At 58.5% G+C, this 12,159-nt stretch carries 12 protein-coding genes and 1 pseudogene (1 of these 13 only partly in view); 3 read left to right on the plus strand and 10 right to left on the minus strand.

Translation table 11 applies throughout. The features are described 5' to 3' along the window. Positions 1-66: 66 nt before the first annotated feature. Positions 67-467, plus strand: a pseudogene (locus JN403_RS05045) (GFA family protein). A 30-nt stretch (positions 468-497) separates the two neighbouring features. Here JN403_RS05045 and JN403_RS05050 read toward each other — a convergent pair. The 10 genes from JN403_RS05050 to JN403_RS05095 form a co-directional block, all read right to left on the minus strand. Continuing rightward, a complete protein-coding gene (locus JN403_RS05050; protein ID WP_205485795.1) occupies positions 498-2,459 on the minus strand; it encodes a DUF4105 domain-containing protein in 1,962 nt (653 codons plus the stop codon). Further along, positions 2,456-2,776: a DUF2388 domain-containing protein gene (locus tag JN403_RS05055; protein ID WP_065987895.1), complete on the minus strand. Its 321-nt coding sequence runs from the start codon at positions 2,774-2,776 to the stop codon at positions 2,456-2,458. Before JN403_RS05055 ends, JN403_RS05050 begins: the two co-directional genes overlap by 4 nt. 38 nt (positions 2,777-2,814) lie before the next feature. Further along, the gene (locus JN403_RS05060; protein ID WP_172610118.1) at positions 2,815-3,120 is read right to left on the minus strand and encodes a DUF2388 domain-containing protein; all 306 of its coding nucleotides are present in this window, start codon (positions 3,118-3,120) and stop codon (positions 2,815-2,817) included. Positions 3,121-3,236: 116 nt separating this feature from the next. Further along, the gene (locus JN403_RS05065; RefSeq protein WP_122623695.1) at positions 3,237-3,554 is read right to left on the minus strand and encodes a DUF2388 domain-containing protein; all 318 of its coding nucleotides are present in this window, start codon (positions 3,552-3,554) and stop codon (positions 3,237-3,239) included. Between the two features lie 359 nt (positions 3,555-3,913). Beyond that, on the minus strand, positions 3,914-4,129 hold the full coding sequence (locus tag JN403_RS05070) for a DUF1127 domain-containing protein (protein ID WP_093466716.1): 216 nt from the start codon (positions 4,127-4,129) through the stop codon (positions 3,914-3,916). A gap of 319 nt (positions 4,130-4,448) precedes the next feature. After that, entirely contained in the window at positions 4,449-5,942 is a 1,494-nt protein-coding gene (locus tag JN403_RS05075; protein WP_205485798.1) for an acetyl-CoA hydrolase/transferase family protein, read from the minus strand. 185 nt (positions 5,943-6,127) lie between these two features. Further along, the gene (locus JN403_RS05080) at positions 6,128-7,573 is read right to left on the minus strand and encodes an NAD(P)(+) transhydrogenase (Re/Si-specific) subunit beta (RefSeq protein ID WP_205485800.1); all 1,446 of its coding nucleotides are present in this window, start codon (positions 7,571-7,573) and stop codon (positions 6,128-6,130) included. Continuing rightward, a complete protein-coding gene (locus JN403_RS05085; protein WP_074892477.1) occupies positions 7,573-7,893 on the minus strand; it encodes an NAD(P) transhydrogenase subunit alpha in 321 nt (106 codons plus the stop codon). Before JN403_RS05085 ends, JN403_RS05080 begins: the two co-directional genes overlap by 1 nt. Before the next feature lie 11 nt (positions 7,894-7,904). Continuing rightward, positions 7,905-9,026: a Re/Si-specific NAD(P)(+) transhydrogenase subunit alpha gene (locus JN403_RS05090; RefSeq protein ID WP_205485809.1), complete on the minus strand. Its 1,122-nt coding sequence runs from the start codon at positions 9,024-9,026 to the stop codon at positions 7,905-7,907. A gap of 424 nt (positions 9,027-9,450) precedes the next feature. Then, complete coding sequence (locus JN403_RS05095) at positions 9,451-10,347, minus strand: LysR family transcriptional regulator (protein ID WP_122534345.1); 897 nt, start codon at positions 10,345-10,347, stop codon at positions 9,451-9,453. Between the two features lie 173 nt (positions 10,348-10,520). Here JN403_RS05095 and JN403_RS05100 point away from each other — a divergent pair, with 173 nt between their 5' ends. Together JN403_RS05100 and JN403_RS05105 are read left to right on the plus strand one after the other, a co-directional pair. Next, complete coding sequence (locus JN403_RS05100) at positions 10,521-11,702, plus strand: acyl-CoA dehydrogenase (protein WP_205485812.1); 1,182 nt, start codon at positions 10,521-10,523, stop codon at positions 11,700-11,702. 10 nt (positions 11,703-11,712) lie between these two features. Next, positions 11,713-12,159: the 5' portion of a CaiB/BaiF CoA-transferase family protein gene (locus JN403_RS05105; protein WP_205485814.1), read on the plus strand. Its footprint extends 774 nt past the window's final position; the window shows 447 of its 1,221 coding nt (coding positions 1-447); its start codon is at positions 11,713-11,715; the stop codon falls past the right edge of the window.

Consider the following 12,159-nt stretch of genomic DNA (forward strand, 5'->3'; position numbering starts at 1 on the left):
CGAGCGGGAGTTTGAGTTATCGACCCCAGGATGCGGTCAGACCCCTACATAACCTGGAGAGTGCTCATGAGTGAATTGCAGACCGGCGGATGCCATTGCGGCAATCTGCGTTACCAACTCGATGGCCCCGTGGATGACGTCGCCCACTGCCATTGTTCGATTTGTCGCCGCACGTCAGGGGGATCGTCGTGACGTGGACCAGCGTGCCGGTCGATGCTTTCAAATGGCTGGCGGGCAGCCCCACCACTTATGATTCGGGTGCGACGTGCGTAAGGTATTTCTGCAATAACTGTGGAGCGCAGGTCGCGCTGTTCAGCCGCAATAGCCCGGAGACCATGGATGTGACCGTCGCCACCCTTGATCATCCGGAGCTGACGCCTGCCGATCGACACATCTGGATCGATAGCCGCCTGCCCTGGCTGCACCTCGACGAGCATCTGCCAGGTGAGTCTGGGGAAACTGCCTGAGTCATTTAGGGGCGCGCAGCGGCGCAGCGATCAGGGCAGCTCCAGCCCGCCTGCTGCCTTGTGCAGCGCCCGCAGGTGTTCACCGACCTGCTTGAGGTTGTCTTCGGTTGCAGCGATCTCGGCGGCGCGGTCGGGATCGAGCAGCGCCCTCACCTCCTTGTCCAGATCGCCGCTGAGCCGCTGAAGCTGTTTCTGCCGCTGGCTGCTCTCGTCCTCCAAGCGCTTCCACTCGCCTTCCTGCGGCAGACCGTAGCCGCCGCTGCCGAGCAATTCTGCGGGTCGACTCAGGAATCCGCTGTTGGCGAGAATGTCCTGCAGCGTGCCGGTCGCCCTGGAGACGCCGTTGTCCTTCTGCTCCACAGCACTGAGGTAGCGCTGCTTGACCTCATCCTGCGCGAGCAATAACTGACGACGGAGCCCGGCCTGTTCCAGCAGCAACATCGCAGCGCTGGTGCGCAAATCAGCATTTGCGAAGTAAGGGCGTCGCTCTTGGGGCGTCAGTGCCAGCCAATCCTCAACCGTGGTCTGCTTGACGCTGGTGGTCTTGCGCAGCACATCGAACATCGCCTGATAACGGTCACGGTACGAGTCGAAGCGGTAGCCCATGCGCAGCGCTTTCTTCGGATCGTCCAGCACGCTGGTGTCCGCCAGCCCCCTGCCCTTGAGGACTTCCAGCAGCCCGTTGGGCATGATGCTGTCCAGCCCGACAAGCCGCGGATCGTCAGTGCCGCTGCGCAGTAGTTTCAGGTTTTCCACCGCGCAGTTATTGGACAGGAACCAGTAATCCCCGTCGTATGCCCAGTGCATCTCGGCAGCGTGTTGAACCAGGCCGTTGATCTCCTCTCGGGACAGTTTCAGCGGCACAGAGGCCAGGCCGCGCAGTTCGGTCTTGGTGTACTCATCGATGACCTGACCCAGCGGCAGGACAAACAGGCGCGAGGGATACTTGCCGGTCAAGCCACTCCAGCTGGACAGCTGCAGGTCGTTGACAAAGGCGCGGTACGACAGCACCAGGTGCTGATCCAGGTCCAGCCGGCAGTCGGGGCCACGCGGGCGACCGGGCTTGCAGATCACCAGCCGAAGCATGCTATGGCCCCACCGGCTCGCCAGATTCTGGTTGGCCTCGGCCAGCAGGTAATCGACTTCGTAAACCCGCTCGGGGTCGAGCTTGCCCAGCGGCTCCCGGGCAAAGTCGTTACCTGCGTTGAGATAAGGATAGGACGTCGGGCACTGATCCTTCGTCGCTGGCGCCCAGTTGAACCGGGCCTTGTAATAGTCGTACAGCGCTGGACGGCGGCAGGCGTAAGCGGGATCGAGGAGGAAGTACTCCATGTTCACCGCAACGAATTCCAGCGGGCTGCTGATCTCGTAGATGTCCGGACTGCGCGCGACCTGGCCGTTGCGCTCTTCCCTGTCACCGCGGCGGCCGACGTACTGCGGCCATCCCGCCAGATCCAGAAGGCGGGGATCATCACTTAACGTAAAGCGTCGGTCGGTCTGCCCCCGGCAGCTGTCACGCAGGCCAACCTTTCCCACGCTCTTGCCCTGCCGGGTACATGCGACGATCAGCTTGCGGTCTTCAGAGGACCAGAGCTGCGCGTGATCATAAATATGAGTCAGCTCATGCAGAACCGTGGCGAGCATTTCTTCGCGCACGGTGCCGTGAGGACGATTGGTTCGGGTTGTCGCGGCGCTGCCATCGGTCAGGCCGGCGAGCAAGTGCTGATTCAGGTCCAGCCGGTAAGGGCCGTCTGCACGGCCGTAGGCATTGGACGGCATGTCATCGGTCCAATGCACTTCGACCTTTCTATCGAGCTTGCTGACGAAAAGTGGCGGCAGGTGCGCCATCGCTTCGTCGAGCAATGTCTGGCTGGCCTTCTGTTGCGCAGGGCTGAGCCCGTCTGCATGCAACGACAGCCTGAGATCGGCGAAGGCGCCCGTGCAAATCAGCGACAGCGCCGACGTCAGCAGCCAGACAGCGAGGCGCTTCACAGTGCGAGGATGGCCTCGGCGAGGTCCTGGTCGCTGGCGTTGCGGGCCTCAGGCAGGCGGTCGCGCAGCGTCATGAAAGCTGCGTCGAGCAGTGCGCCATGGATATCCCCGTTGCTCGCGACATAGCTGGCAGCGTCGTCGCGCGCTTCGAGTACGAGTTTCCAGTTGCGTACGGATGAGGTGGTGTCGGAGGTGAAATCGATGCTGCGGCCGAGGGCGCGCACGACGATGTTACTGGTGGCCTTCAGGGTTTGTGCCTGTGCCATATCAGTCAGCAAGAGCAGGCCGAGGGCGGCAGCGATCAACGGGGTACGCATGGAACGTCTCCAAAAATACGGAAGTTACAAAAAAGTGACTATTGGACGAGGATTGCCTGCGCCAGTTCAAGGTCGCTTGCATGAAGTTTCGGGCGGGATTGGCGCAGGTATGCCAGCGCCGATTCCAGTCGTGCTCCTCGCAGTTGGCCGTCACTGGCAACAAACACTGCAGCATCATCCTGGGCGGCAATTATCAACTTGCTATCGAAAGGCCCGGTCGTCACCTGGCTGGTGGCGTATCCGGTTTTGACCAGGCTTTGTGTGGTCACGTCGAACGCCAGAACCTGAGTGGAAATACTCAAGGTGGCGATGACGGCAAGCACTAGGCGAGACAACGAATGCATGGCTAGTCAGGGCTGTTCAGGTTCTGCGAAACGAGTCGCAAGGCTAGCGCAACACCCGGGTCAGAGCTAGTGCAAAGACCCAGGCGTAAGCGGGAAAAACCTGTCGCGATACTGAATCAGATGGCAAGAATCGCCTGCGCGAGTTGCGCGTCCGACGCTTGCAGGCTTGGCGCAACCTCGCGGATGTGTTGCAACGCGCCTTGGAGCTTCACGCCACGGATCTCGCCTTCGCTGGCAACGAAGCTTGCTGCGTCGTCGCGGGCGGCCAGGACGATCTTGTCGTCATGAAAGGAGGACGAGATTTTCGACGTGGCATTGGACGATGCATCCAGCGCACGGACAATGGTGTCGGTTGTAACAACGAAACTGGAAGCCTGGGCCCCGGTAGCAGCAACGATCAGGAAAGCGGCACTCAACAGGCGAACGCGAGACATACAGGCACTCCAAAATAACGGGATTCGAAAACCACTGACGCTTAAATCGGAAGCTCAGCCTTAGCTGTCTCGCGAGTGCGTGGTCAGGTGGCGCAAGATTAGCCTATAAGCGAGCCCGCTCACCATCCTCGCCTTACGCAAGCAGCTGGCGTGCGGACCATTACTGCTGAAATCGCCTGGAAACATTGGTCTGTATGGGTTTTTCGTGAAGACAATCACAACTGTACTGGTTTTGTTTGCCAAGCTGTACGCTGGCCTGAAACGACAAAACCCGCCAGCATTAACCTGCTGACGGGTTTTGTTTGAACAATTCGGGTTGCTGGCGAGAGGCGCTTTGCCTGGGACCAGCAGACGCTACATTAGCGCCAGAACGGCTTGCTCAGCTCTTCGTAACGCTGGGATTCGCTGATACCGGCGTCAGCCAGCAAACGTGCATCCAGACGAGCCAGTTGATGGCGGCTGGACAGACGACGCTGCCAGAGCATCAGGTTGGCGAACATGCGCAGCGGCAACGAAGCTTGTGCGGTTTTTGCGGTGTCTTCGTAGAACAGTTCGGAACTGACGGTGCGTTCCATGATGCATCTTCCTTCCGCTTGTGGCGGGATTAGAGAGTGACTTGATTGGTGACAATATTCCTCTCATTGCCCTCCTCTCTCTAGACACAGTTCATTTGTATTGTGCTGCTCCAGTTAACTGTTAAACACCACTGTTTTGTTCAGAAGTGGGGCAACTGTATGGGTCTGCACCATTAGTGTGCTTATTGGGTGATCTTGCCAGTCACTTCCCGCTTTGCCTTGGCAAAAACACCCGTACAGCAGTACAGTTTTTGCAGAATTTACGTTCAGTCTGCGAACTGTGACGACGAAAGGTCGTCGCCACTGACAAACTGTGTTTTCAGGTCGCCAACATGCGGCCCGTTTCTTCTAGATTAAGGTGCCAACTGAGTGCATCCCGCAGAACATGCGGAGTGTGACCGCCAATTGCGCAGGCGTGGCGGAAATAATCATTCAGCGCCTCGCGGTAAGCCGGATGCACGCAGTTGTCGATGATGACCCGCGCACGTTCCCGGGGTGCCAGGCCTCGCAAATCGGCCAGTCCTATCTCTGTCACCAGGATGTCCACGTCGTGTTCGGTATGGTCCACATGGCTGACCATGGGCACCACGCTGGAGATGGCGCCAGCTTTGGCAATGGACTTGGTCACGAAAATGGCAAGGTGGGCATTCCGTGCGAAGTCGCCTGACCCTCCTATACCGTTCATCATCCGTGTCCCACCCACATGGGTAGAGTTGACGTTTCCGTACAGGTCGAACTCCAGAGCGGTGTTGATCCCGATGATGCCCAGGCGGCGGACGACCTCTGGATGGTTCGAAATTTCCTGGGGGCGCAGTAACAGTCTGGATCTGTACTGTTCCAGATTGTCGTATACCGCAGAGTGCTTGCGCTCGGACAGCGTCATGGAACAGCCCGAGGCAAAATCCAGCTTGCCCGCCTCGAACAGGTCGAACGTCGAATCCTGCAGTACTTCCGAATACATCGTCATGCCGTGAAAGGGTGAATCGATCAGCCCTGTCATGACGGCATTGGCGATCGTGCCTACCCCGGCCTGCAGCGGCATCAGCTGATTGGTCAGGCGGTTCAGCCGCACTTCGTTCTCGAAGAACTCAACCAAATGGCCCGCGATAGCCTGAGTGTCGGTGTCTGCCGGCAATACCGACGACGGCGAGTCGGGTTGATTGCTGATCACGATGCCGACGATCTTGGCCGGATCTATCTTCACGGCCTGACTGCCGATTCGGGTATCGGTCTTAAGCACCGGGATCGGCAGCCGCGTCGGCCGGTAAGTGGGTATATAGATGTCATGCAGCCCTTCGAGCTCAAGGGGCTGGGCGAGGTTGATCTCGATGATCACGTGCTGGGCAAGAATGGCGAAGCTCGCCGAGTTACCGACTGACGTGCTGAGCACCAAGTGTCCTTCTTCGGTGATCGCCACGCATTCAATCACGGCGATATCCACGGCCTTGATCTGGCGATTGCGCAGTTGCTCGACGGTGTCCGACAGATGCTGGTCAATGAACATCACGGTGCCGTCGTTGATGGCCTTGCGCAGGGTACTGTCGACCTGAAAAGGCATGCGGCGGGACAGCACGCCCGCTTCGGTCAGTTGCTTGTCCAGATCGTTGCCCAGGCTTGCGCCCGTCATCAGGCTGATCTTCAACGGAACTGTTTTGGCGCGTTCAGCCAGCGCCTGGGGTACGGCTTTGGCTTCGCCTGCGCGGGTGAAGCCGCTCATGCCGACGGTCATGCCGTCCTTGATCAAGGAAGCGGCGTCGGCCGCGCTCATTATCTTGCTCATCAGCGAGGGCAGACGGATTCGTTCACGGTGCATGTTGTTTAATCTCATGACAAAGATGCGTGAGCGAAGTCTAGAGATTTGAAGTGTGTTCGTCCCGCTACCAAGGTCGCACTAAAGGCTCTAATTAGCGCCTCTGCGCGAGAAACACTTTTACCCGGGGTGTAAAAACCCTCGGCCGTCACCTGCGCCGAGGGTTGTTTTATCGCGGGTTGCAACCGCTATTCGATCGCTTTGACCATGTCCTCGATGACCTTTTTGGCGTCACCAAAGACCATCATGGTTTTGTCCAGATAGAACAGCTCGTTATCCAGGCCTGCATAGCCGCTGGCCATGGAGCGCTTATTGACGATGATGGTCTTGGCCTTGTACGCCTCGAGGATCGGCATGCCGGCAATCGGTGATTTGGGATCGTTCTTGGCCGCCGGATTGACCACATCATTGGCGCCCAGCACCAGAACGACGTCGGCCTGACCGAACTCGGAGTTGATGTCCTCCATCTCGAACACCTGGTCGTAAGGCACCTCGGCCTCCGCCAGCAGGACGTTCATGTGCCCCGGCATCCGGCCGGCCACCGGGTGGATCGCGTACTTCACCGTGACGCCCGCGTGGTTCAGCTTTTCGGTCAGCTCTTTCAGCGCGTGCTGCGCTCGAGCGACCGCCAGCCCGTAACCCGGCACGATGATTACAGTGTCGGCGTTGGTCAGCAGGAAGGTCGCATCGTCAGCTGATCCCGATTTAACCGGCCGGGCTTCCTGGGTGCCGCTCGCAGCACCGGCATCCGTTGCCCCACCGAAGCCGCCACCGATCACGTTGAAGAACGAGCGGTTCATCGCCTTGCACATGATGTACGACAGAATCGCGCCGGATGAGCCGACCAGGGAACCGGCGATGATCAGCATGGAGTTGTTCAGCGAGAAGCCAATGCCCGCCGCCGCCCAGCCTGAGTAACTGTTGAGCATCGACACCACAACCGGCATGTCTGCGCCACCAATCGGGATAATCAGCAGCACGCCAATCACGAACGCGAGGATCAGCATAATGCTGAACGCGAACAGGCTACCCGTCAGCATGAACGTGATGCCGAACAGCAACGTCGCCAGGCCCAGAATCAGATTGAGTTTGTGCTGGCCGACAAACTGCACCGGTGCGCCCTGGAACAGGCGGAATTTGTATTTGCCAGACAGCTTGCCGAACGCGATGACGGAGCCGGAGAAGGTGATCGCACCAATCGCTGCGCCAAGGAACAACTCCAGACGATTGCCCGCCGGAATCGGATCACCCAAGTGGTGAACAATGCCCAGCGATTGTGGCTCGACCACGGCAGCGATGGCGATGAATACGGCGGCCAGACCGATCATGCTGTGCATGAAGGCGACCAGTTCCGGCATCTTGGTCATTTCGACGCGCTTGGCCATGATCGAACCGGCAGTGCCGCCGACCAGCAAACCGATCAGGATATAGCCAATCCCTGCGCTGGCACCGTCCGTGGACAACGCGGCCAGTTTGAAGACCAGTCCGACCGTAGTTAAGACAGCCAGACCCATGCCGAGCATGCCGAACAGGTTGCCTCGACGCGACGTGGTCGGGTGAGACAAGCCCTTCAGCGCCTGGATGAAGCAGATCGCCGAGACGAGGTACAGCAATGTGACGAGGTTCATGCTCATTACTTCGCCACCTCGTCTTTAACCTTGGGCGCTTTCTTTTTGAACATCTCCAGCATGCGCCGGGTGACCAGAAAACCGCCGAAGACGTTAACGGCGGCCAGCGCGACGGCCAGCGTGCCCATGGTTTTGCCCAGTGGCGTTACTGTCAGCGCTGCAGCGAGCATCGCGCCGACGATAACGATGGCCGAGATGGCGTTTGTAACTGCCATCAGGGGCGTGTGCAGCGCAGGCGTCACGTTCCAGACCACGTGGTAGCCGACGTAAATGGCGAGCACGAAGATGATCAGGTTGTAGATGCCGGGTGAGATGAACTCTTCCATTATTTTTATCCTCAGCCGTTTTTGCGGATGACTTGGCCATCGCGGCACATAAGGCACGCGGCGACGATGTCGTCTTCGAGGTTGATCTGGAACTGCCCTTCCTGGTTGAAAAGCAGCTTCATGAAGTCCAGCAGGTTGCGGGCATAAAGAGCAGATGCATCCGCCGCAACCATGGCCGGGAGATTCGTGTGGCCAACGATGGTCACGCCGTGCTCGACCACCACCTGGTCCGCCACCGTAAGCGGGCAGTTGCCGCCCTGCGCGGCAGCCAGATCAATCACCACCGAACCGGGCTTCATTTGCGCGATTGTTTCAGCGCTCAAGAGCACCGGTGCCTTGCGACCAGGGATCAGCGCCGTGGTAATCACGATGTCCGCCTGCCTGGCGCGCTCATGCACGGCTACCGCCTGGCGCTGCATCCAGCTGGCTGGCATCGGGCGGGCGTAACCGCCGACGCCCACGGCAGCCTCGCGCTCCTCGTCAGTTTCGTATGGCACGTCAACGAACTTGGCCCCTAGCGACTCGATCTGTTCCTTCACCGCCGGACGCACATCCGAGGCCTCAATAACCGCACCCAGGCGTTTGGCCGTGGCGATGGCCTGCAGCCCCGCAACGCCCGCGCCGAGAATCAGCACTCGCGCTGCTTTCACCGTACCGGCCGCAGTCATCAGCATCGGCATAAAGCGCGGGTAGTGATGCGCCGCCAACAACACAGCTTTATAGCCGGCGATGTTGGCTTGGGAAGACAGCACGTCAAGGCTTTGCGCGCGCGAGGTGCGTGGCGCAGCTTCGAGGGCAAAGGCGGCAATTCCGCGTTCGGCCAGCTTGGCGATCATGTCGTTATTGAACGGGTTGAGCATCCCGACTACCACGGTGCCGCTTTTGATCAACGGCAACTCGGCGTCGCCGGGAGCGGAGACCTTGAGGATGAGTTCAGCGCCGAACGCATCGGCGGCGCTGCCGATCAATGCACCTGCCGCCTCGTAAGCACTGTCGGTCACGCTCGCCGTAATGCCCGCGCCGTTCTGCACAGTCACGGTGTGGCCTTGGGCGATGAGCTTTTTGATGGTTTCGGGAGTGGCGGCGACCCGGGTTTCACCAGGCTGGGTTTCGAGGGGGACTCCAATGTGCACGTCAAATCTCCTGCGTGATCTTATTGTCTTAATTAGGCCAGCGCGCTACGGCCCGAGGGCTGGGATTGCGATCACTACGCCCGTTAAAACAGCCGGGCGCGGCATTTTGCAGGGGATGTCAGAGGCCTTCAAGGGTTTCTGTAACTGAACGAAAAATGTACTACAAGTCACCCTGTGACCGATTGACGCACTAAATCTCACAAGTGTCTGATGTAAATGATCTTTTATGAATTATCAGTCCGCAGGGGTCTTCCGACGACGAAATTATAAAACGCCCTGAAAACAGGCTGGAGGGCTCTATTTGTATGACTATTGGAGCGATAAGGCCAGAGCTGAAACGTGTGTCGTAAATGCGACAATTCAGGATATCTGTAGGTTCTGAAGTAGGCGTACTACATTAAGTCTTTAAGACGCAGATGGGTGTTTAAGGCAGCGAGTAAGTGTCGGCCTGCTGAATCAGCCAGTCCCGAAACGCTTTCAGGGACGCCGATTCCGTTTTGCGCTCTGGAATCATCAAGTAATACGCCTTTGAGCTAGAAAGCTGATGGGGGTTGGCAATCACCAGGCGCTTTTCGGCCAGTTCATGCTGAATTAGAAATGGCGGTATGAGCGCCACACCCATGTCGTGCATGGCTGCCTGCGCGAGCATGGAGAATAGCTCGTAACGAGGACCTGTCATGTCGCGGGCCACGCCCATGTCTCGCGAGTTGAACCATTGCCGCCAGGCATAGGGCCGAGTGGTTTGCTGGAGCAGCGGCATCTCGGCCAACTCTTGAGCGCTAATGCTGTGCCGTGCCCCAAGCAGTGCCGGACTGCAGACCGGCATCGGGTTCTCACCCATCAGTCTGTGAGATTCGGTACCGGACCAATCAGCATCGCCAAAATAAATCGCTGCGTCGAATTCGGTATCCGCGAACAAAAAGGGCCTCGTGCGGTTCGTCAGGTTGACAGTGACGTCAGGGTGTTTCTTCTGAAAATCCTTTAAACGCGGAAGTAGCCATTGCGTGCCGAAGGTAGGCACCACCGCAAGTTCGATCACATTAACGCCCTGGTGACCCATCACTGACAGCGTGTCACGTTCAACGGCGTCGAGTTGCGTTGCAATGCGCCGACTGTAGGAAAGGCCCGCCTCTGTTAGCTTCACACCCCGTCGCGAGCGTCGGAACAGGCCGACATTCAAGAACTCTTCCAGGCTGGCGATCTGTCGGCAGATCGCGCTCTGGGTCAGCGAAAGCTCTTCGGCCGCTTTTGTGAAGCTCTCGTGCCGCGCAGCGGCCTCGAAGCTTACCAACGCGGTGGTGCTTGGGATTTTACGGCGCATGTACCTTTGCCTCACTCAGAAGAACGGACAGGCTGCTTATCAGTGTGCTTCGGAGTGAGAAATTAGCACAAGACGGTGCGAAATCGTCGTTTGCTCCCTTGATGGTTCCAGGCCTAGGCTCGCTTCATTACTTCTCCGGCAGGTCCGGAAGCGCATTTGGTGAGGAGAGAATCATGAGCGGCAAGGCAAGTTTCAGTTGGATCGACCCCCTGTTGCTGGACCAGCAACTCACCGAAGAAGAGCGCATGGTTCGCGACAGCGCCGAGCAGTTCGCGAGGGAAAAGCTAGCGCCGCGTGTACTTGAAGCCTTCCGGCATGAAAAGACAGATCCAGCGATTTTCCGCGAGATGGGTGAGATAGGTCTCCTCGGCGCCACGATCCCGGAGCAGTACGGCGGTAGCGGTCTGAACTACGTGTGTTACGGCCTGATCGCTCGCGAGGTCGAGCGCGTCGATTCAGGTTATCGCTCCATGATGAGCGTGCAGTCCTCCCTGGTCATGGTGCCAATCAATGAATTCGGCACTGAAGCGCAAAAACAGAAGTACCTGCCCAAACTCGCGTCCGGTGAGTGGATTGGCTGCTTCGGCCTTACCGAACCCAATCATGGTTCGGATCCGGGTGCGATGATCACCCGTGCGCGGAGCGTCGAAGGCGGTTACCGCCTGACCGGTAGCAAAATGTGGATCACCAACAGCCCCATCGCCGACGTATTCGTTGTCTGGGGCAAAGATGACGCTGGCGATATCCGCGGCTTTGTACTGGAAAAAGGCTGGCAAGGCCTGACGGCTCCGGCGATTCACGGCAAGGTTGGCCTTCGCGCTTCGATTACCGGCGAGATCGTCATGGACAACGTGTTTGTGCCGGAAGAGAACATTTTCCCGGATGTCCGTGGTCTTAAAGGTCCGTTCACGTGCCTGAACTCCGCCCGCTATGGCATCTCCTGGGGCGCCTTGGGGGCTGCCGAGTTTTGCTGGCACACCGCGCGTCAATACACGCTGGACCGTCAACAGTTTGGCCGTCCGCTTGCAGCTAATCAGCTGATTCAGAAAAAGCTCGCTGACATGCAGACCGAGATCACGCTGGCGCTTCAGGGCTGCCTGCGTCTGGGCCGCATGAAAGACGAGGGCACCGCAGCGGTTGAAATCACCTCCATCATGAAGCGCAACTCTTGCGGCAAGTCCTTGGACATCGCACGTATGGCGCGTGACATGTTGGGTGGTAATGGCATTTCTGATGAGTTCGGCATCGCCAGGCATCTGGTCAACCTGGAAGTGGTCAATACCTACGAAGGCACTCACGACGTCCATGCGCTCATCCTGGGTCGTGCCCAGACCGGCATCCAGGCCTTCTATTAAGGAGCCTGCAATGGGCGCGTTATCGCATTTGCGTGTGGTGGACTTGTCTCGGGTGCTCGCGGGCCCGTGGGCAGGGCAGATTCTGGCTGACTTGGGTGCAGAGGTCATCAAGATCGAGCGCCCGGGCAATGGTGACGATACGCGCGCCTGGGGGCCGCCCTTTCTGAAGGATCCGCGTGGAGAAAATACGTCTGAAGCTGCGTACTACCTGTCAGCCAACCGTAACAAGCAGTCCGTCACTATAGACTTCACTCAGCCTGAAGGTCAGAAGTTAGTTCGGGAGCTGGCGGCGAAGTCCGATATTGTCATCGAGAACTTCAAGGTTGGCGGGTTGAAGGCTTACGGCCTGGATTACGAATCACTGCAGCTAGAGAACCCCAGGCTCATCTATTGCTCTATTACCGGGTTCGGTCAGACGGGGCCGTATGCCAAGCGCGCCGGTTACGACTTCATGATT

It is taken from the genome of Pseudomonas sp. 15A4 (assembly GCF_016925575.1).
Lineage (GTDB): Bacteria > Pseudomonadota > Gammaproteobacteria > Pseudomonadales > Pseudomonadaceae > Aquipseudomonas.